Source organism: Arthrobacter sp. zg-Y1143 (assembly GCF_030125565.1).
GTDB lineage: Bacteria > Actinomycetota > Actinomycetes > Actinomycetales > Micrococcaceae > Arthrobacter_B.
In genome coordinates this window covers 242346-261022 of record NZ_JASKLW010000004.1, presented here as the reverse complement: position 1 = coordinate 261022, position 18677 = coordinate 242346, and the positions used below count along the sequence as shown (strand labels likewise).

Sequence of the window (18677 nt, the reverse complement as noted above, 5' to 3'; positions counted from 1 at the left end):
CGGCAAAGTTACTCTTGGCCAGCACGTGGAGGACTTTCACCCCCTAGGTATATCCCTGAGGAGGATCATCATGGTCAGTGACAAGCAGGCACGAATCGTGAATGCGCTGCGCCGGCAGATCTTGGCCGCTCAGCACAAGGTCACTTTGGACAACCAGCTCGGGCGCACGACGCCGGTCAAGGTGCAGCTCTTGGCGTACATCACTGCCGCCGATAATGAGGACCAGCGACGGGACTGCCACCTCGGCTTCCGCGGCCCAGCACCGGAACGCTGAAAGCGAGGAGGCGGTCGCACAGACCCGCGCCGCCCACTAGAGCCAAGAAAAAGAAAGCCCTTCCCGGGGATACCCGGGAAGGGCTTTCTTCGAGTTGCGGCGAAACTTAGAGCGGAACCTGGAACCATCCCGCAGGTGGCAGCACTCTTTCGGCAGAGTAGGTTGATCCTCGGCCCTATGGAAGGCCCTCATGAAGTGGGCTAGGCGGTTTCGGGCCAACGGCAGGTGCCGAGGTCCGCGCACCGATACGGGTCCGAATCATCTGGCCCAGATGACCTCGCGATCCAACACTTCAAGGCCTGCCGGGTAGCCGTCAGGGAACTCAGGCGGGTCCTGAACGGGCGGCCGCTCATCGTACTCGGGGGCGCCGGCATCCTTCAGCTCATTGTCGAGAGCGCCAATGCCCTCAACGGTCCATGCCCGAGCTACACGGAGGCTACCATCCCCAAACTCAATATGAATCTCTGCATTGCTATTCGGTTCTTCGTACGCTTTAGAAGATGTCCAGGAGAGGTAAGCACTGCGTCTAAGCCCAGTAACCATCTGGGTCGCGGAGTTGTTAAGCACAGCCCGGTCCGGCTGCCAGATTCGCACCAGATCAAGGAACCAGACGGCGGCCTCGGAAGGGGACCCCATCGGAAAGTCCTCCCCCAAACGGAACTTCACATTATTTTCCTGGTCATTTCGTAAGCCCACGGAGCCGCTCAAGGTGGCGACCGAGGGGGTGGCCGGGTCGCGGAACAGGCTCATGAAAAAGGAAGCGGCCTCTTCGTTGCGCTCATCGCCGGGCACAAGCAAGCCGCTGAGGCTTTTGCTGTCGGCAGGTACGAGCTCAAAGTGCGATTTGCGGCTCTGCAAGTCTTCCGTGTCGCGGTACCACGAAAAACCGGTCCCCTTCGAGATCATCGCCATGGTGGCTGATAACCGGTCCGCTGTGTCGGACACCGGTTCGGCTCGTCCCGCCCAATTGAGATTCACATGGGTGCGGCGGCTCTCGGACCCGAATACTTCGAATACGGTTTTCACGATGCTCAACCTATACCTTTTCCGGGGGCTGGCGTCCATTTGATCACAAGTTTCCCCATCTCCAACATCTTCTTAGCCCGCGGGTTCTCTCTCGCTTCTTCCAGAAAGCGTCTTGCTACGATTTCGTCATCGAAAGTCCACTCTAGACGAGCATTAGGAATATCCTCGATGGCTTTAGCCTGCCGAGTGAACTGACCATTCTCGGCGAACCAAGTGTCGAGCTGTTGATCCATACGTTCTGGAACGTTTGCCATTCATGAGTAATATCCCTTTGTCTCGGGAAAGACGTGCATGGGCGGCGGTCCTGGATCAACGTTGTTATCGCCGCACTGGCCGGATCACTGGACTGCCCCGGGCCCGGGGCCGACTCGGACGGGGGCGTTCCGGTCGGCCAGCGGGTCATCACCAATCCCGTCCTGGGCGGCTTGGGCAGCACTGTTCTTGGCTGTGTCGCTCATTTGCTGGTCCGCCGCGACGAGGATGTTGACGACGTCGGTTACCGCACCAATATTCTGTCCTGTCCTGGCACCGATGATCCGCACATAGCGCTGCAGCACGAAAGTATTCACGCTGTCCATCTCCGCTGCCACCGGCCAGGCATTGGCCGCCTCACAAATGTCTTGCGCCGCTACCGCCAGCGTCCGGCGAAGGAGTTATATGCCTGAGCTTCCGCATCAATAGTGGAAAGGATGGAAGCGATAACCGGTGGGTCGACGTCGAAGTTGCCGTCTCCACCACCTGTGCCCGGCCGGGCCGGAACAGGATCTATCGGCGTTTGCATATCGAATTTCATGAATCCCCCCCCCCCCCGATGAGCCGATACGGTCGTACGCTCGGTGCTTATCAAAACGGGATTCATGGGTGGCGTCAATAGGCGGGGATGGGGAGAACTACCCATGTGACTGCCGCGATCCGACGAAGACAATGTCTCCCCCGATAGGATCAAATGAATCGTCGCCTTTGGATACGACGTTATCCCTTCCCGGCGCTCCTCGCGGGTTTGATCTCAGGCGTGGGTAAGTCCGCCCTGTTATTCGATAGGGGCGCTAGACCCACATTTCCCAATAAAAATGCCGCCCACATTCTTGATGGACGGCATTTCTATTGATTCAGAAGAAAAATCTATACATTAAACCTAAACTCCACCACGTCGCCGTCGGCCATAACGTATTCCTTGCCTTCGATGCGGACCTTGCCGCGGGACTTGGCCTCAGCCATCGAGCCGGCGTCAACGAGGTCTTCGAAGGACACGATTTCTGCCTTGATGAAGCCGCGCTGGAAGTCGGAGTGGATGACGCCGGCAGCTTGAGGCGCGGTGTCACCCTTGCGGATGGTCCAGGCACGGGTTTCCTTAGGGCCTGCCGTCAGGTAGGTCTGCAGGCCGAGAGTGTGGAAACCGACGCGTGCAAGCTTGTCCAGGCCGGATTCCTCCTGGCCGCTCATTTCGAGCATCTCGCGGGCTTCTTCTTCGTCCAGCTCCACCAGATCTGCTTCAAGCTTGGCGTCGAGGAAGATGGCGTCCGCCGGTGCCACCAGTTCACGCAGCTCGGCCTGGCGCTCCGGGTTGCCCAGGACGGCGTCATCCACGTTGAAGACGTAGATGAACGGCTTGGCCGTGAGCAGGCTCAGCTCGCGCAGGTGCTCCATGTCCAGCTTGTCGCTGGCCACGGAGGAGAAGATCGTGTCGCCGCGCTCCAGCACAGCCTGCGCAGCCTGCATGGCAGCCAGCTGCGCGGCATCGCGCTTCTTGATCTTCACTTCCTTCTCCACCCGCGGAATCGCCTTTTCCAGCGTCTGCAGGTCCGCGAGGATCAGTTCGGTGTTGATGGTTTCCATGTCCGAGCGCGGGTCCACCTTGCCGTCCACGTGGATGACGTCGGGGTCATCGAACACGCGGATAACCTGGGCAATGGCTTCTGCCTCACGGATGTTGGCGAGGAACTGGTTGCCCAGGCCTTCACCTTCGGAGGCACCCTTCACGATCCCGGCGATGTCGACGAAGGACACGGTGGCCGGGAGGATGCGTGCGGAACCGTGGATTTCAGCCAGCTTGGCCAGACGAGGGTCCGGCAGGGACACGACGCCGACGTTCGGTTCGATGGTGGCGAACGGATAGTTCGCCGCCAGCACGTTGTTGCGGGTCAGCGCATTGAACAGGGTTGATTTGCCGACATTGGGCAGGCCGACGATGCCAATAGTAAGAGCCACGTTAGTAAATGATACCGGGAGTGGCGCTGGAACTCTCACGGGCCGCAGTGCCCGGCAGCGGCGGCGCCGTCGATCGGTAGCGGTGACCGGTGGGAGTGGTGGTGTCGACCGCGTGGCTGGCAGAAGCCACATGGGTGGTTGATGGCGATGGCGGCGGAGCTTTCCTGTGCCCCCGGCGCCGGTCCGGATGGACAACGGTCGCCTTCCAACCGGGCGCTTCCTTGGCGTGGTTGCATGCCTCGCACAGCCCCTGGATATTGTTCGCCTCCGTGGGCCCGTCGTCACGGTGCGGCCTAATGTGGTCCTGGTGCCGGATCGCGGCATCACACCACGGGGTCCGGCACGTCTGGTCCCGGGCCGTGATGAGGCGTGCCAGGGACGCCGGCACGAACCGCGCCCTCGAGTCCATGGCCAGCAGCTCCCCGGAACTCGGGGCAGTGTAGAGGCGGCGCAGCCCGAATCCGGGAGAGGACTCCCCCGGCTTCCCCGTTTCCCGAGCCCTCCGACGGACGCCCTTACGCACCAAATCCCGGGCCCACGGTGCCGGAACCACCCCGTATCCGGCCAGGTATGCCGGCTCCCGATCCCCGGCCAGCAAGGTCCGGTCCGTCATCACCAACTGCACCTCCACCGGAACATGCTCAGCCTTTGCCTGGCCCGTGATGCGTTCGACCATGGTGTCGGCCATGATCTGGCCCCGGCCGCGGGAATCACCCCGGGCCCGCAACGAATCAGCAACCCGGCTCAGCGCCGCATACACCGCAACCCCCTGAGCCACCGGCAGCAAACCCGTCAGATAGGTCATGGTGTCCGGAGCCGGACGGCAGGACACAAACCGGTCCGCCTCCGCCTTCGCCGCCCGCCGCACCAACGCGGCCTGATCAATCCGGTACGTGATCTTCCGGATCCTCGCAATCAGGCGGGCATCCCCCAACCCATCCAACCCGGCAGGATCCCCGGCAATCTCCTGATCCACCAGCCGCCGGTCCGCCACGGACAGGCAGGCAGTCTCGCGAACCAGCAGGGTCGCCCGCCACTCACTAATCTGGCCATCTGACAACGCTTTGAGCGTGCACGGCATCTCCTTCGTCAAGGCCTTGGCGAAGCCCAGAATCCGGCCGCCGCGGGCCGGAGACTCCCGCCGCGCCAACGCCACCTGCGCCCCAACACCCATCCCCTGCTTCTCCGCCGGCAGCCCCGCCCGGGCATGCGCAGCACGAACCGACGCATCCAACGCTGCCGCCACCCGGGCCTGCGCCGCACACGCAGCAGCCTTCAACTCCTCCAAGACCCGGAGCCGGTCGATCAGCCCCGCATCGGAATCAACAGCAATACTGCCAAGGGATTCCCCGGAGGCGAGCGCCCGGCACCAGGACGCCACCTCGACAGCGGACGCTGCCTCAGCCGCGCGGGCCGCGTGCGGGCCTGACGCAGCTTCGCCTACGCGGTCCGACACGTCCTCCAACCGTCCGGACGTTGGCGACGAACCGGGCGACGTTGTTGGGATCGTCCGCTTTGCCCTTGCCGGTGCCGGTGCCGATCCCTTTGCCGGAGCCGGAGCAAAGGCCAAAGGTGTCGCCGCAAGCCTGGAAACAGGCACTATTTGAGGACTGACTGCGTCAGCCTGAAGGGAGTTGGCCAGCTCCAATGATTCGAACATGTGTTCGACAGTAACGGCGGCCCAAGGCCGTAACAACGGGTGTTTTCGAGCCTGTGGAAAAGTACTTGGACGAACGGGTACTGGCCTTCCGGCGCGTCGCGGAGCGTCCGGCGGACCTTACGATCCGCGGAAACCTGCGGCATTCTAGGCTGCTGTCCAAGACGCTGGGAGCAAACCTTGGGACCAGGACCCCGGCGTCTGACTCCCTGGCATCTGGCATGGCGGCCGGCCCGGCGCCCGCACTCCGGCGTCTGGACCCGCCCCTGGCCCACGCGCTGGCCCTAACCCCCGTCCCCAGCCCCGCGGAACCGCGGAACCGAACCTACCCCTGGACGTCGTCCCCGCGGCGTCGTCCGCCCAGTCCGCGGGAGGAGTCGCCCATGGCCTTCAGCGTGGCGCGGATTTCCTTGGGCAGGGAGAACATGATGTCCTCTTCGGCCGTCACTACTTCTTCGACGTCGCCGTAGCCGTACTGCGCCAGCAGGTGGAGCACATCCTGCACCAGGTTCTCGGGAACGGAAGCACCTGAGGTCACACCTACGGTGGCCACGCCCTCGAACCAGCTTTCGTCCACCTCGTTGGCGAAGTCCACTCGGTAGGAGGCCTTGGCGCCGTACTCCAGCGCCACCTCGACCAGCCGTACGGAGTTGGAGGAATTGGCCGAGCCGACCACCAGCACCAGGTCCGCCTCGGGGGCGATCTTCTTGATGGCCGCCTGGCGGTTGGAGGTGGCGTAGCAAATGTCGTCGCTGGGCGGGTCCTGCAGGGACGGGAAACGCTCGCGCAGGAGGTTCACGGTGTGCATGGCTTCGTCCACGCTCAGCGTGGTCTGCGACAGCCAGATGACCTTCTCGGGGTCCCGTACGGTGACCTTGTCCACGTCTTCGGGACCGTTGACAATCTGCATGTGTTCCGGCGCTTCGCCGTACGTGCCTTCGACCTCTTCGTGGCCGGCATGTCCGATCAGCAGGATGTCGAAATCGTCGCGGGCAAAGCGCACGGCCTCGCGGTGCACCTTGGTGACAAGCGGGCAGGTGGCGTCAATGGTCTGCAGGTTCCGGTCCTTGGCGGACTGCACGACGGCGGGCGACACACCGTGGGCGGAGAAAATCAGGCGGGCGCCTTCGGGCACCTCGTCGGTCTCGTCCACGAAAATGGCACCCTTTTCCTCCAGGGTCTGGACCACGTGGAGGTTGTGCACAATCTGCTTGCGGACGTAAACGGGCGGCCCGTAGGCTTCCAGCGCCTTCTCGACGGCGATGACCGCGCGGTCCACTCCGGCGCAGTAGCCGCGCGGTGCCGCCAGCATCACGCGCCGGGGCCCGTAGACGGGAGCGGCTGCAGCCACTTCATCGGGGGTGCGGCGCCGCCGGGGCACGGTGGGCATAGGCACGGAGATTACAGTGCTGGTCATGCACCCATGCTATCGGGTATAGCTGTCCTTCCCGGGCCTTCACACCGTGCGTACGCTCACAGCGTGACCTACCGCCGCGAGCCGCGGACCACCCGTGCCAGCAGTCCCACCACCAGCGCGGCAGCCCCTGCGAGCATCAGCCCGATGGTCCAGGTGCGCATGCTGTCTGTCACCTGGCCGGCGAAGGCCTCGGCAAAGGAAGATGCCACGGCGCTGCCGAACTGCTGAGCGGCAACCCGGTCCGGGAACATCCCGGCAGCCAGCCACAGCACCGCCCCGGCGAGCGCCACGCCCAGGCCGATCAGCGCAAAGGTGGTGGAGCGGCGCCGGGCAATCAGCAGGGCCAGGATCCCCGCCACGCCTGCAGCCAGGGCAAGGACCGGCCAGGCCTCCCCGGCACGCTGGACATTGGCCAACAGCTGCGCCCGCCCCGCGGCACTGACCTCCACCGGCACCTGCTCGGGCGCCGGAACGTCCACATTCAGTTCCCCGCCCACGCTTCCGGTGACTAATGACACCAGGGGTGCGACGTCGAGGGTCAGCGTGCCTGCCGCGGCCGACCCGCCGTCCTCGGCGAAGGTCAGCGCATGCGAGCGGCGCAGGGTCTCGTTCCAGGCCTGCGGATATTCCGGCAGCGCCTGGACGCCTTCGACGGCGGAGGTGACCAAGGGCTCCACCATTCCCGCCAGCGGGCCGGGAAGGTCCACGGATTCCGCGGCCCGCGCGGAAATCGCCGCAGCGAGTTCCTGCTGGAGCTGCGCGTCTTCGGCCAGCGGCTCCCCCAGGGCGGCAAAGCCGTCCTCGGACGCCACGTTGGTGTTCAGCCATGCTCCCGTGAAGGCAGCTGCGGTGAGCAGGACCGCCAGCAGTCCGAATACCGCTGAGGCGAATGTGCGCATAAATTGCTTCCTTGTCCGTTGCCGCCGGCCCGCCTGCGATCAGGGCCGGAACCGGACCGGGGGATGCACCTGATAGACATTAAGCCTGTGCCGGTTTTCCATCCCGGCCCGAGAGCCAGTTCCAATCCACCGCGGGAGCATCCAGATGCAAGACGACAGCGGACCTTTGAGTCCCGAGAATACCCCGGAGAAGACAACCCTGCCCGCAACGGCCGCGCAGACGACCCCCGAGAACCCCTGGCCGCTGGCGCTGCTCTCCAAGAACCTCAAAAGCTACATTGACCGCGCGCCCGCCACCTGGGTGGAGGGCCAGGTCATTGAGCTCAACCGCCGCGCCAACGCCTCCTACATCACCCTGCGCGACGTCGACGCCGAGGTCTCGCTCTCGCTGACGGTGTGGAGCACGGTGATGAACAGGCTGGAACTGCCGCTCGAGCGCGGGGCCCGGGTGGTGGCGCAGGTGAAGCCCGACTTCTGGGTCAAGACCGGCCGGCTTTCCATGCAGACCCGGGACATCCGCCCCGTGGGGCTGGGCGACCTGCTGGCGCGGATTGAACGGCTGCGGCATGCCCTGGCGGCCGAAGGCCTGTTCAGCGAGGACCGCAAGCTGCCGCTGCCGCTGCTGCCGGGCAGGATCGGGCTGATCACCGGCCGGAACTCCGATGCCATGAAGGACGTCATGCGCAACGCCGCGCTGCGCTGGCCCGCCGTCGCCTTCGAGGTGCGCGAGGTCGCGGTCCAGGGCGTGAACGCCGTGGCCGAAGTGACCCGGGCGCTGGCCGAGCTGGACGCCATGGCGGAAGTGGACGTGATTGTGATTGCCCGCGGCGGCGGTTCCCTGGAGGACCTGCTGCCGTTCAGCCATGAGGACCTGGTCCGGGCTGTCTCCGCGGCGCAGACCCCGGTGGTGAGCGCCATCGGCCACGAAGCGGACCGGCCCCTGCTGGACGAGGTCGCCGACCTGCGCGCGTCCACGCCCACCGACGCCGCCAAACGCATAGTGCCCGACGTCGGCGAGGAACTGGCCCGTGCGCGGCAGTCCCGGGCGCAGCTGCGACGGATACTGACCATGCTGGTGAGCCGGGAAACCGACCGGCTGAACCACATCCGCTCCCGCCCCGTCCTGGCCGCACCGCAGTCCATGGTGGAGCGCCGGGAGGAAGAGATTTCCCGGCTGCGTTCCCGGGCACTGGCATCCGTTACCGCCGAGGTGCGCCGGGATGCCGACCGGATCGGGCACCTGCGCGCGCAGGTGCGGGCCCTGTCGCCGCAGAACACGTTGGACCGCGGCTACGCCGTCGTCCAGCTCCAGGCAGACGGCAGCGTGGTCCGCGACGCCGCCGCGGTCCCGCCGGCGGCACGCCTGCGGATCCGGGTGGCCGTGGGCGAACTGGCCGCCACCGAGGGCGCCTGACGGGACAAGCCGTCCGCGCGCCAGCCCAGCCAGCTTTCAAACCAGCACCGAGAAACAGCAGAGGACAAGACATGAGTGAAACACCCGCAGTACCGGCCGACATCGAAGCCATGAGCTATGAGCAGGCCCGCGACGAACTGGTGGCCGTGGTTGGCCGGCTGGAAACCGGCGGGGCCAGCCTGGAGGAGTCGCTGGCCCTCTGGGAGCGCGGCGAGCTGCTGGCCACCCGCTGCGAGTCCTGGCTCGAGGGTGCCCGCAAGCGCCTCGACGCCGCCCGGGAGCATGCTGCCGGCGAGTAGGCCTTAGGGCTTGTAGCTGCCCAGGAACTCGGCCAGCCGGGTCATGGCGTCCTCGATGTCTTCCACGCTGGGCAGGAACACCATCCGGAAGTGGTCCGGACGGACCCAGTTGAAGGCCGTCCCCACGGAGATCAGGATTTTCTGCTGCTTGAGCAGGTCCAGGGCAAACTGCTCGTCATCCTTGATGGGATAAACGTCCGGATCCAGGCGCGGGAAGAGGTACAGCGCGCCCTGCGCCGGTTCGCAGCTGACCCCGGGGATGTCATTGAGCATTTGGTAGGCCTTGTCCCGCTGGGCGCGCAGCCGCCCGCCGGGCAGGATCAGGTCGTTGATGCTCTGGTAGCCGCCCAGGGCGGTCTGGATGGCATGCTGGGCCGGCACATTTGCGCACAGGCGCATGTTGGCCAGGAGATTAATGCCTTCGATGTAGTCCGCAGCGTCGCGCTTCGGGCCGGAAATTGCCATCCAGCCGCTGCGGTACCCGGCTATCCGGTAGGCCTTGGAGAGCCCGCTGAAGGTCAGGCAGAGGACATCGTCGCCGGTGAGGGCGGCGGAGTTCACGTGCACGGCGTCGTCGTACACGATCTTTTCGTAAATTTCGTCCGAGAAGATGATCAGGCCGTGCTTGCGAGCCAGTTCCACGATCGACTTCACCACGTGCTCCGGGTACACCGCGCCGGTGGGGTTGTTCGGGTTGATCAGGACAATGCCTTTGGTCCGGTCCGTGATCTTGGCGGCGATGTCGTCGACGTCGGGCCACCAGTTCCCGGCCTCGTCGCACATGTAATGCACCGCGGTGCCGCCGGCCAGGGAGACGGACGCCGTCCACAGCGGGTAGTCCGGAGCGGGCACCAGGATCTCGTCACCGTTGTTCAGCAGCGCCTGCAGCGACAAGGTAATCAATTCGCTGACCCCGTTGCCGAGGTATACGTCGTCAACGTCGATGTTGTTGATGCCGCGGCCCTGGTAGTACTGCACTACGGCCGTACGGGCGGAAAAGATGCCGCGGGAATCGCTGTAGCCCTGGGCTGTGGGCAGATGGCGCATCATGTCCACCAGGATCGCCTCGGGGGCTTCGAAGCCGAAGGGCGCGGGGTTTCCGATGTTCAGTTTCAGGATCCGGTGGCCTGCGGCCTCCATCTGCTGCGCGTGCTGCAGCAAGGGTCCCCGGATGTCATAGAGGACGTTGTGGAGTTTGTGCGACTGCTTGAATTCGGCCATTTCCTTAGGATGCCATAAGCCGGCGCCCCCGCAGCGGATGTTTCGCTGCCGGGGCGCCGGGGTGGAACAAACAGGGGCGGGCGGATCAGGCCAGGCCCTTTTCCTCCAGCCAGTCCTTCGCGGCTTCGCTCGGATCCAGCTTCTGGTCGCCGCTGACAGCCTGGTTCAGGGCGATCAGGTCCTCAGTGGTCAGCTGGGCCGACACCTTGTCCAACACCTCGCGGGCCTGGTCATTGACCTGGTCATCGGCAACGAGCGGAATGACCTGCTGGGCCGGCCAGTTCTGCTTCGGGTCCTCCAGCACCACCAGGCTGTTTTCCTCGATGGCCGGGGTGGTGGTGAAGATGTCCGCCACCTGGATGTCGCCCTTGAGCAGTGCATCGACGGTCAGCGGCCCGCCGGCGTCACCGATGGCGGTGAACTCCTTGAACTCGCAGCCGTACTTGTCCTTCAGGCCGGGCAGGCCCTGCGTGCGCTCGGCGAACTCAGCGGGGGCCCCGAGGGTGAGTTCCCCGCAGACCTTGGCCAGGTCCTCGATGCTTTCCAGCTGGTATTTTTCCGCGGTGGCGGCAGTGACCACCATGGCGTCCTTGTCTTCGGCGTCGGAGGGTTCGAGGACCACCAGGTTCTCCGGCAGCTTCTCCCCCAGCGCGTCGACGATCTCGCCGGGATCCACCAGGTCCGTTTCCGGGTCCACGTTCACCAGCAGTGCCCCGGTGTATTCGGGGATGAGGTCAATCGAGCCGTCTTCCAGGGCCGGAATGTAGACCTCGCGCGAGCCGATGTTCAACTTGGTTTCGGCAGGGATGCCTGCGGCGTTCAAGGCACCGGCGTAGATTTCGGCGATGGTGCTGCTCTCGGGGAAGTCGGCGGAACCGACTATCAGCGTTTCGGCGGAAGCGCTGCCGGAGGCGGCTGCCGTGCTTTCCTCCTGCAGCGGGTCCCCTCCCCCGCTGCAGCCGGCCAGGGCCAGGGCCAGTCCGCCGGCCAGGACAGTCAGGGCCTTACGCCGGGATGCCCGGGTCGCGTGCTGCTTCATGGTTTTCCTCCTTGTGCGCCGGCAGCGGGTCCTCCGCTGCCGGTCGATGTGCCGGCCGCCTGGCGGCGGCCGAGTCCAGTGGGGATCAGAAAGCGTGATCCCAAGGCAATCACGGCATCAACGGCGAGCGCCAGCAGGGCGATGACCACAGCACCGCCGAACACCCTTCCGTAATCAGCCAGGGCCAGTCCGTCGATCAGGTAGCGGCCCAGCCCGCCCAGGTTGATGGTGGCGACGACGGCGGCGGTGGCGACCACCTGCAGGGCCGCACCGCGCAGCCCGCCGAGGATCACCCGCATGCCGTTGGGAACCTCCACCCGGAACAGGACCTGCGCTTCGGTCATGCCCAGGCTGCGGGCGGCGTCGACGACGCTGCGGTCCACGGAGGCGACGCCGGCGTAGGCCCCGGCCAGCAGCGGCGGGACAGCCAGCAGCACCAGGGCCCAGATGGGCGGCATCAGCCCCAGCCCGGCCAGCAGCACGAACAGGGTGAGCATGCCCAGGGTGGGCAGGGCACGCAGCAGCCCGGAAACGGCCACCACCCCTACCTGTCCCCTGCCGGTGTGCCCGATGACCAGGCCGATAGGCACGGCAATGACGGCGGCGATCAGCAGCGCCAGGCCGGTGTACTGAAGGTGCTCCAGGACCCGTACCGGGATGCCGGCGGCTCCGTTCCAGTTGGCCGGGTCGGTCAGCCACTCCCAGCCCTGTCCCAGCGCATTGGTGCTGGTGTAATCGGTGTGCGGAACGGCCATGGTCATGCTCCCTTCAAAGCGGCTTCAGGAGCCGCTGCCAGGGGTGCCGGGCGCGGGGCCTGCCCCGGTCCGCTGCGGCCGTGCGGGCCGCCGCCAGAGCGGGTGCCTTTGCCCTTGCCGGCACGCAGCCACGGGGTCAGGGACCGCTGCAGCAGGACAAAAACCATGTCCATCACGAGGGCCAGGACCAGGGTGGCGAGGATGCCCACCACAATTTCCGTCACGAAGTAGCGGCGCAGCCCGTCGCTGAAGAAGAAACCGAGATTCTCGACGCCAATCAGCGCGCCCACGCTGACGATGGAAATGTTGCTCACCGAGACCACCCGCAGCCCGGCGATCAGCACCGGAACGGACAGCGGCAGGTCAACGGTCAGGAAGCGGCGCAGCGGGCGGTACCCCATGGCCACGGCGGCCTGCCGGACGCCGTCGTCCACCGAATCGAAGGCATCAATGCCCACCCGCAGCATCAGTGCCACGGCATAGATGGTTAGGGCGATGATGATGTTGGCCATGTCGAGGATGCGGGTCCCCAGGATGGCCGGCAGCGTGACGAACAGTGCGAGCGAGGGAATCGTGTAGAGCAGGGAACCTGCCGAGAGGACAAAGCCGCGGATTTTCGGCCGCCCCCGGACCAGCTGGGCCACCGGCAGGGCGATCAGCACCCCGATCAGCAGGGGCAGCACGGCCTGGTACAGGTGCAGGGCGCTGAGCCGCAGCACGTCGTCGAGGTGGGCCTGGAACCACTCCATGTCAGCTGCCGCTCCGCGCGAGCCTGGCCGCTTCGATCAGGGCCAGGACTTCGGCCGCCTTCACCACGCCAACGGCCCGGCCGGCACCGTCGACTGCCACACCCAGGCCCGAGGGCGAGGACAGGGCAGCGTCCAGCGCGCGGCGCAGGCTTTCACCTTCGGGATACAGCGAACCCCCGGGCACCAGGTCCCCGGCACCGGTGACGGCGCTGCGACCGGCTACCGGCACCCAGCCCAACGGTGCGCCGCCGGCATCTACGCACAGTGCCCAGCCGTCCCGGACCTGGAGGGCCGGGTCCTGCAGTTGTGCGACGTCGACCAGCTGCACCGGGTGCACCGGCACCGCGTCCCCGTTCTGGAAGGACAGGTGCCGGAAGCCGCGGTCGCGGCCCACAAAACCGGCCACGAAATCATCCACCGGCGCGCGGAGGATCTCCTCGGGAGCGGCGTACTGGGCCAGCCTGCCGCCGATGCCGAAAACGGCCACCTTGTCCCCCAGGATGGTGGCCTCGTCAATGTCGTGCGTGACGAACACGATGGTCTTGGACAGGTCTTGCTGCAGGCGCAGCAGTTCCTCCTGCAGTTCGGCGCGCACCACCGGGTCCACCGCGCTGAAGGGCTCGTCCATCAACAGCACGGGCGGATCCGCGGCAAGGGCACGGGCCACGCCCACGCGCTGCTGCTGGCCGCCGGACAGCTGCCCCGGATACCGGTCCCCCAGGGTACGGGCCAGTCCGACGACGTCGAGCAGTTCCGCGGCCCGGCGGCGGGCCGCTGTGCGTGAGGTCCCGTTCAACCGCGGCACGGTGGCCACGTTGTCCAGCACGGTGCGGTGCGGCAGCAGCCCCGAGGACTGCATCACGTAGCCCATGGAGCGGCGCAGCTGCGCGGCCGGCACATCCGATACGTCCCGGCCGTCCACCTCAACGGTGCCCGAAGTGGGTTCCACCATCCGGTTGATCATGCGCAGCGACGTGGTTTTGCCGCAGCCCGAGGGGCCGACAAAAACGGTGATCGAGCCCCGCTCGATGTCCAGGTCCAGGTTGTTGACGGCGGGCGCGGCGTCCCCGTAGGTCTTGGTCACCGCGCGGAAGCGGATCATGGGGGTTCCGGCAGGGCTGCCCGATGCATGCTGGCCGGTAACAGCGGGGTCTGGCGGCGGGGTCATGGTGCGTGCCTTCCGTGGGGTGCCATGGCGTGGGAATGCCGGATTCAGGAATGCCGGGTTCAGGGATGCCGGGCCCAGGTATACCAGGCCCAGGGATGCCGGTGCGTTGGCAGCTCGCGGCGTGCCGTGAAGCATCACGGTATTTCACAGGTGCGGCGTGCGTCCAGCAGGGCGGGCATACCGTGTGATGGGCGGAGTGAGGGGCGGTGCGGCGGCGAGCAGGCGCAATCCGGCATCCACCAGCCCGGTTCGCTCCAGCGTACTGATGCCCTCCAGCGGAAACCATGCGGCTTGGTCAGTGCTTCCGCCCGTTTCATTGCGCAGTTCTCCGCCTTCGGGGCTGGCCCGGTAAATGATCCGCAGTGCGTGCAGCAGCCTGCCGTACGCGCCCACCCGGACGTCGAATTCGGCGGCGGCCATTTCAGCTCTCCGCGCCGGTACTGCGGGCCTGGTTCGCCAGCAGATACGCCACACCGAACACAGGGTCCCCGGAAAGGAAGCGGATATCGGTCAACCCGGCTGCGGACAACCGGTCCCGCAGCAGGTCCTGCAGCAGCGGCTGGTGCGTCCCGAGCCCGCCGCCGATCACCACAGGCCCGGCGGTCTTCAGGAGGCGGGCGACGTCAAGGATGGTTCCGGCGAGGTATTCGGCTGCAGCGTGCACAATGTCGGCTGCGGCCGGATCTCCCGCCCGCGCCGCCTCGAAGACCAGCCCCGCTTTGCCCGCCCAGTAGCGGCGGTCAGTGGAGCCGTGGAACTTTCCGATGAGTTCGGCCGGCTCGGCCACTCCGCAGGCCGGCAGCAGCGCGTTGGTCAGCGCGTCCGGTGTCCGTTCGAGGTCGCTGTGCCGCAGCACGTGGCGGACAGCTTCGCGCCCCACCCAGTAGCCGCTTCCTTCATCCCCCAGGAGGTAACCCCAGCCGCCGGAACGGGCCTGACGGCCCGATGCGTTTATCCCCCAGGCTACGGAGCCGGTGCCGGCGATGACGGCAATCCCTTCAGCGGCTTCCCCCGCAGCGAGGATCAGGCGGGTGTCGTGGATAACCCGGACGACGGCGTCGGGCACGTGTTCGGCGATCAGCGCCCGCAGCGCGGCCTCGTCTCCGGGAGTGTCCACTCCGCCGGAACCGGCCACTACGGTTCCCACGCCGTCGGTGCCGAGCTGCGCGAAGATCTCCGCGAGGGCCGCCCGGGCCGCGTCCACGGAAACGTTCTGCACGTTGGCGCTTCCCGTCCGGGCCTCGGCCGTGACGGTGCCGCCCTGCAGCCGGATGCCGTGTGTTTTGGTGCCGCCGATGTCGAGGCCGATGGCAATGCCGTCGGCGGGGTTGGTGCTGGGGAGAACATGCATTCGTCCAGCCTACTTTCCCGCCGGGATCCGGCGAACCGGCACAGGTGTCAGCGGGCGTGCGTGCGCCGTGCCCGCCGCAGGCTCAGGACGGCCAGCGTGAGGCAGGCGGCGGTGATGATGCCGGAGAACCAGGCCACGGACGGCTCCAGTCCCCAGATGCCGCCGGCCGCTCCGAGGCCGAGCACCGGCAAAGCGCTGCCCAGGTAGGTGATGACGTAGACGGTGCTGATGATGCGGGCATGTTCGGCAGCTTCCACGGCGGCGGCGACTTCATTGAAGACCACGCGGAAGGCCATGCCCTGGCCGAATCCGGCGGCCAGGCAGGCAACGGTCAGGAGGACCAGGCTGCCGGTGGCCCCGGCCACCGGAATCAGCGCAATGCCCAGCCCCATCATGGTGAGGCCCACCGGTGCGGTAAACCTTCCGCGGATGCCGGTGAGCTGGCTGACGGCCGACGCGCCCAGGGCCAGCGCAGCCAGCAGGCCGATGGCCGGGCGCCAGGTGGTGCCGGCAATCGAGGAGAAATAGGTGGGGGCCAGCGAAAGGCAGAACCCGAAGGCGGCGAAGCTGAGGAACCCCGTGATGGAGGCAATCCAGAACTGTGTCCGCGCCCGGTGCGACACGGCGGGCTTGCGCGGCCGCAGCATGGCCAGCGGCCGGCCCTCGCTCAGCGAAATGGCGGGGCGGGCCTTGAGCAGGCACAGCGGAACCAGCAGGGCGGCGAGGACGGCGGAGTGGATCAGGAACGGCGTCATGGTGGGTGCCGGCAGCAGCGACAGCACGCCGCCGATCACCGGGCCCGCCGCCACCCCGCCGGCCGACACCAGCAGCGTAAAGCGGGTGGCCCATTCGGGCTTATGCGGCAGCAGTTCCCGCAGCGCCGCGGAGCTGGCTCCGGTGGCCAAGGCCACGGAAGCACCCTGCAGGGCGCGGCCCGCCATCAGGGCGCCGACGCCGGTGGCAGTGCCGAAGACCAGTCCCCCGGCGAGGGAAACGACGCCGGCCACCACCAGCGCGGCGCGGCGGCCAATGTAATCGGACCAGTGGCCCACCAGCAGCAGGCCGGCCACCAGGACCAGCACGTAGGAGGCAAAGGCGAGCGTAACGCCGAAGTAGGACAGCCCAAGGGAGTCCCCCAGCAGCGGATACAGCGGGGTGGCCAGGTTGGCGCCGATCAGCAGGGTGCTCATCACCGCCAGCGTCAGGATAAGCCGGGGACGTATGGCGGCGTCCCACTCCTTCCGGGTGGTCCGGGCGGCGGGCTGCATGCGCAGCTCACTGAGCACTGTCACTGGGTACTTCCGTCCTATTTGTAGCTAATGCTCCTACAGGATGAAGTGTCAGCGACCAGTCAGTAGAGACTAGAGTGAACATTTGATTGATCTGCTCAATATGACCGCCCCACACTGACCGGAGATGCGCTAAATGGCCAATCTGGACGCACTGGACCGCCGCCTGCTGCTGGAACTGGTAAGGGACCCCCGGGTCCAGATCAGCGACCTGAGCGAAAAGCTCGGCGTAGCCCGCAACACTGCGCAGAGCCATGTGCGGCACCTGATGCGGGCCGGCGTCATCCGCCCGGCCGGGCGCGACGTGGACCTGTCCCAGCTCGGCTACGACGTCCAGGCCTTCGTGACCATTGAGGTCACCCACCGCGAACTGGACGGCGTCATTGCCGGGCTGCGGACCCTGCCGCAGGTGTTGGAGGTACACGAAATATCCGGCCGCGGAGACGTGTGGTGCCGGCTCACCGCCACCGACACCCAGCAGCTGCAGCAGGCCCTGCGGTCGGTGCTGCGGATCAAGGGAGTCATTCGGACCGAAACCGTGCTGGCCCTGCATGAGCACATTCCCTACCGCACCGAGCCGCTGCTGGAAAAGCTGGTTCCGCCCCGCGAATGATCCCTTCCCGGCCCGCCGGCGCGCGTTGCCTCCGGTCAGCCTTGCGCCGTCCGCAGCAGCTGCCGGGCGGTCTCCAGCCTGAGCCGAGCCTGCTGGACGCGGCTCGTTCCGCGCACCGGGCGGGAGCCGGCCACCAGGGTCAGCACCACTCCGGCGGTCCGGGCGGCCAGGGATGCCGGATCAACCAATTCTTCGAAGACCAGCCGGTAGCGCAGCAATGTTTCGCCCAGGTGCGGCAGGTGCGGATGGGCAGCCGCAAGGACGGACAGGTGCCCCATGATGCAGGCCAGGTCATCGGCGCGTTTGCCCGGACCCAGCCCGTCCACGTCCAGCAAACCCGTCACCTCGGAACCGGTGACCAGCAGGTTTCCTTCGTGGAAATCCCCGTGGACGGGCACGGTTGGACCGGCCGGGGCGGACACCAGGACCTCCTGGATGCCAGCTGCCAGTTCCCGGATCCGGCCTTCCTCGGCGGGCAGCACCGCGGCCGCGGTGCAGGCGTAGTCGCCCGCCCGCTCCGCCCAGGCATGCCGGTGCGGAAGCTCCAGCGCGGCAGCGGGAAGCTCATCCAACAACTGCAGAAGGGTCTCCGGTGCCGGGATAGCGGTCCCCGCCGGGAGCGCAGTACTGGAGGCCAGAAGGCGGAAGAGCGAGATGCCGGCCAGCCCGCCCAGGGCCACCGCATCACCGGCGTGCGCAGGGGGCACCGGAAGGAGCGGCGGCACGGGAAGGCCCGCCGCAGCGAGCAGCTGGTGCCGCTGCCTCAGTCCCGGCAGCAGCGGCTTCGGCAGGAGCTTCAGGTAGGCCGTACTGCCGGCATGCTCAGCCCGCACCACGGCCCGGCGCAACGGCCGGTAAGCCACCAGGGACAACCGGGCCGGGCTGCCGGTTCCGAAGACGTCCTGACCCACGGCCCCGGCGTCCACGGCCCAAGGCAGTGACGCCAGCACCGGGTCATGCGGATGCAGCCACATGCGCAGGTCCAGCCCGGCGATCCGTGCCCGGGTAAGGCCCGGGGCGGTATCCATGGCTGTGACAGCGGCAGTGGTAACCCCGATATGGAGGGTCAAGTCATCCGGCCCGGTTTTGCTGCCGGCGTTCCCGGTGCCGCACCGTACGCGGTAGAGGGCCGAAACGGCTCCTCCGGGACGGTGGTGGCTGCGCAGGTGGGCCCATTCCCGCAGCCGCAGTCCGCGGTCTGCCAGCATCTGCTGAAGAGGCCCGCGCATGGCCGCACCGGCAAAAACTGCCACGGCGTCGGACGCCCGGCCGGGACCGGAACTCCCGGATGCCATCGC

General features: G+C 66.8%; 21 protein-coding genes. 4 read left to right on the top strand and 17 right to left on the bottom strand.

Going from position 1 to position 18677, the window contains the following annotated elements:
• Positions 1–70 precede the first annotated feature (70 nt).
• Positions 71–274 carry a hypothetical protein gene (locus tag QNN98_RS05350; RefSeq protein WP_227925044.1) on the top strand — a complete coding sequence of 68 codons (204 nt, stop codon included), beginning with the start codon at positions 71–73 and terminating at the stop codon, positions 272–274.
• Positions 275–532: 258 nt separating this feature from the next.
• Here QNN98_RS05350 and QNN98_RS05345 read toward each other — a convergent pair whose 3' ends face one another.
• From QNN98_RS05345 to QNN98_RS05310, 8 genes are all read right to left on the bottom strand, one after another.
• Entirely contained in the window at positions 533–1309 is a 777-nt protein-coding gene (locus tag QNN98_RS05345) for a hypothetical protein (protein WP_227925045.1), read from the bottom strand.
• Positions 1306–1554, bottom strand: coding sequence for a hypothetical protein (locus QNN98_RS05340; protein ID WP_283996448.1), 249 nt, complete (start codon positions 1552–1554; stop codon positions 1306–1308). Before QNN98_RS05340 ends, QNN98_RS05345 begins: the two co-directional genes overlap by 4 nt.
• A gap of 84 nt (positions 1555–1638) precedes the next feature.
• Positions 1639–1869 (bottom strand): hypothetical protein, encoded by a 231-nt coding sequence (locus QNN98_RS05335; RefSeq protein WP_283996447.1) that lies wholly within the window; start codon positions 1867–1869, stop codon positions 1639–1641.
• A gap of 59 nt (positions 1870–1928) precedes the next feature.
• Positions 1929–2093 carry a hypothetical protein gene (locus QNN98_RS05330; RefSeq protein WP_227925048.1) on the bottom strand — a complete coding sequence of 55 codons (165 nt, stop codon included), beginning with the start codon at positions 2091–2093 and terminating at the stop codon, positions 1929–1931.
• A gap of 329 nt (positions 2094–2422) precedes the next feature.
• Complete coding sequence (ychF, locus tag QNN98_RS05325) at positions 2423–3508, bottom strand: redox-regulated ATPase YchF (RefSeq protein ID WP_227925049.1); 1086 nt, start codon at positions 3506–3508, stop codon at positions 2423–2425.
• Position 3509: 1 nt separating this feature from the next.
• Positions 3510–4964, bottom strand: a complete 1455-nt coding sequence (locus tag QNN98_RS05320; protein ID WP_283996446.1) for an HNH endonuclease — start codon at positions 4962–4964, stop codon at positions 3510–3512.
• 526 nt (positions 4965–5490) lie between these two features.
• Positions 5491–6582: a 4-hydroxy-3-methylbut-2-enyl diphosphate reductase gene (locus QNN98_RS05315; protein WP_227925051.1), complete on the bottom strand. Its 1092-nt coding sequence runs from the start codon at positions 6580–6582 to the stop codon at positions 5491–5493.
• Between the two features lie 68 nt (positions 6583–6650).
• Complete coding sequence (locus QNN98_RS05310) at positions 6651–7481, bottom strand: hypothetical protein (protein ID WP_229957588.1); 831 nt, start codon at positions 7479–7481, stop codon at positions 6651–6653.
• Positions 7482–7626: 145 nt separating this feature from the next.
• Between QNN98_RS05310 and xseA the strand changes: the two genes are divergently transcribed.
• Positions 7627–8895, top strand: coding sequence for an exodeoxyribonuclease VII large subunit (gene xseA / locus QNN98_RS05305; protein ID WP_283996445.1), 1269 nt, complete (start codon positions 7627–7629; stop codon positions 8893–8895).
• A 71-nt stretch (positions 8896–8966) separates the two neighbouring features.
• Positions 8967–9194, top strand: coding sequence for an exodeoxyribonuclease VII small subunit (locus tag QNN98_RS05300; protein WP_227912905.1), 228 nt, complete (start codon positions 8967–8969; stop codon positions 9192–9194).
• A gap of 3 nt (positions 9195–9197) precedes the next feature.
• Here the strand turns inward: QNN98_RS05300 and QNN98_RS05295 are convergent, their stop codons facing one another.
• From QNN98_RS05295 to QNN98_RS05260, 8 genes are all read right to left on the bottom strand, one after another.
• Positions 9198–10415 (bottom strand): pyridoxal phosphate-dependent aminotransferase, encoded by a 1218-nt coding sequence (locus QNN98_RS05295; protein WP_227912903.1) that lies wholly within the window; start codon positions 10413–10415, stop codon positions 9198–9200.
• A gap of 85 nt (positions 10416–10500) precedes the next feature.
• A complete protein-coding gene (locus tag QNN98_RS05290; protein WP_283996444.1) occupies positions 10501–11454 on the bottom strand; it encodes an ABC transporter substrate-binding protein in 954 nt (317 codons plus the stop codon).
• A complete protein-coding gene (locus QNN98_RS05285) occupies positions 11451–12209 on the bottom strand; it encodes an ABC transporter permease (protein ID WP_283996574.1) in 759 nt (252 codons plus the stop codon). Before QNN98_RS05285 ends, QNN98_RS05290 begins: the two co-directional genes overlap by 4 nt.
• Positions 12210–12211: 2 nt before the next feature.
• A complete protein-coding gene (locus QNN98_RS05280) occupies positions 12212–12958 on the bottom strand; it encodes an ABC transporter permease (RefSeq protein WP_283996443.1) in 747 nt (248 codons plus the stop codon).
• A 1-nt stretch (position 12959) separates the two neighbouring features.
• Complete coding sequence (locus QNN98_RS05275) at positions 12960–14060, bottom strand: ABC transporter ATP-binding protein (protein ID WP_283996573.1); 1101 nt, start codon at positions 14058–14060, stop codon at positions 12960–12962.
• Between the two features lie 210 nt (positions 14061–14270).
• Complete coding sequence (locus QNN98_RS05270) at positions 14271–14546, bottom strand: hypothetical protein (protein WP_349643211.1); 276 nt, start codon at positions 14544–14546, stop codon at positions 14271–14273.
• A gap of 1 nt (position 14547) precedes the next feature.
• Entirely contained in the window at positions 14548–15477 is a 930-nt protein-coding gene (locus QNN98_RS05265) for an N-acetylglucosamine kinase (protein WP_227925055.1), read from the bottom strand.
• 47 nt (positions 15478–15524) lie between these two features.
• Positions 15525–16769: an MFS transporter gene (locus QNN98_RS05260; RefSeq protein WP_227912894.1), complete on the bottom strand. Its 1245-nt coding sequence runs from the start codon at positions 16767–16769 to the stop codon at positions 15525–15527.
• 133 nt (positions 16770–16902) lie between these two features.
• Between QNN98_RS05260 and QNN98_RS05255 the strand changes: the two genes are divergently transcribed.
• Positions 16903–17379 (top strand): Lrp/AsnC family transcriptional regulator, encoded by a 477-nt coding sequence (locus QNN98_RS05255; protein WP_227912892.1) that lies wholly within the window; start codon positions 16903–16905, stop codon positions 17377–17379.
• A gap of 35 nt (positions 17380–17414) precedes the next feature.
• Here QNN98_RS05255 and QNN98_RS05250 read toward each other — a convergent pair whose 3' ends face one another.
• Positions 17415–18674, bottom strand: a complete 1260-nt coding sequence (locus tag QNN98_RS05250) for a phosphotransferase (RefSeq protein WP_283996442.1) — start codon at positions 18672–18674, stop codon at positions 17415–17417.
• Positions 18675–18677 lie beyond the last annotated feature (3 nt).

What these genes read in the sequence shown, in the direction of transcription:
- QNN98_RS05310 (WP_229957588.1), bottom strand. Translation starts at nt 7,481, where the DNA reads ATGCGCACATTCGCCTCAGCGGTATTCGGACTGCTGGCGGTCCTGCTC.
- QNN98_RS05275 (WP_283996573.1), bottom strand. Translation starts at nt 14,060, where the DNA reads ATGATCCGCTTCCGCGCGGTGACCAAGACCTACGGGGACGCCGCGCCC.
- QNN98_RS05330 (WP_227925048.1), bottom strand. Translation starts at nt 2,093, where the DNA reads ATGAAATTCGATATGCAAACGCCGATAGATCCTGTTCCGGCCCGGCCG.
- QNN98_RS05300 (WP_227912905.1), top strand. Translation starts at nt 8,967, where the DNA reads ATGAGTGAAACACCCGCAGTACCGGCCGACATCGAAGCCATGAGCTAT.
- QNN98_RS05270 (WP_349643211.1), bottom strand. Translation starts at nt 14,546, where the DNA reads ATGGCCGCCGCCGAATTCGACGTCCGGGTGGGCGCGTACGGCAGGCTG.
- QNN98_RS05280 (WP_283996443.1), bottom strand. Translation starts at nt 12,958, where the DNA reads ATGGAGTGGTTCCAGGCCCACCTCGACGACGTGCTGCGGCTCAGCGCC.
- QNN98_RS05350 (WP_227925044.1), top strand. Translation starts at nt 71, where the DNA reads ATGGTCAGTGACAAGCAGGCACGAATCGTGAATGCGCTGCGCCGGCAG.
- QNN98_RS05250 (WP_283996442.1), bottom strand. Translation starts at nt 18,674, where the DNA reads ATGGCATCCGGGAGTTCCGGTCCCGGCCGGGCGTCCGACGCCGTGGCA.
- QNN98_RS05265 (WP_227925055.1), bottom strand. Translation starts at nt 15,477, where the DNA reads ATGCATGTTCTCCCCAGCACCAACCCCGCCGACGGCATTGCCATCGGC.
- QNN98_RS05285 (WP_283996574.1), bottom strand. Translation starts at nt 12,209, where the DNA reads ATGGCCGTTCCGCACACCGATTACACCAGCACCAATGCGCTGGGACAG.
- QNN98_RS05255 (WP_227912892.1), top strand. Translation starts at nt 16,903, where the DNA reads ATGGCCAATCTGGACGCACTGGACCGCCGCCTGCTGCTGGAACTGGTA.
- QNN98_RS05340 (WP_283996448.1), bottom strand. Translation starts at nt 1,554, where the DNA reads ATGGCAAACGTTCCAGAACGTATGGATCAACAGCTCGACACTTGGTTC.
- QNN98_RS05290 (WP_283996444.1), bottom strand. Translation starts at nt 11,454, where the DNA reads ATGAAGCAGCACGCGACCCGGGCATCCCGGCGTAAGGCCCTGACTGTC.
- QNN98_RS05315 (WP_227925051.1), bottom strand. Translation starts at nt 6,582, where the DNA reads ATGACCAGCACTGTAATCTCCGTGCCTATGCCCACCGTGCCCCGGCGG.
- xseA (WP_283996445.1), top strand. Translation starts at nt 7,627, where the DNA reads ATGCAAGACGACAGCGGACCTTTGAGTCCCGAGAATACCCCGGAGAAG.
- QNN98_RS05295 (WP_227912903.1), bottom strand. Translation starts at nt 10,415, where the DNA reads ATGGCCGAATTCAAGCAGTCGCACAAACTCCACAACGTCCTCTATGAC.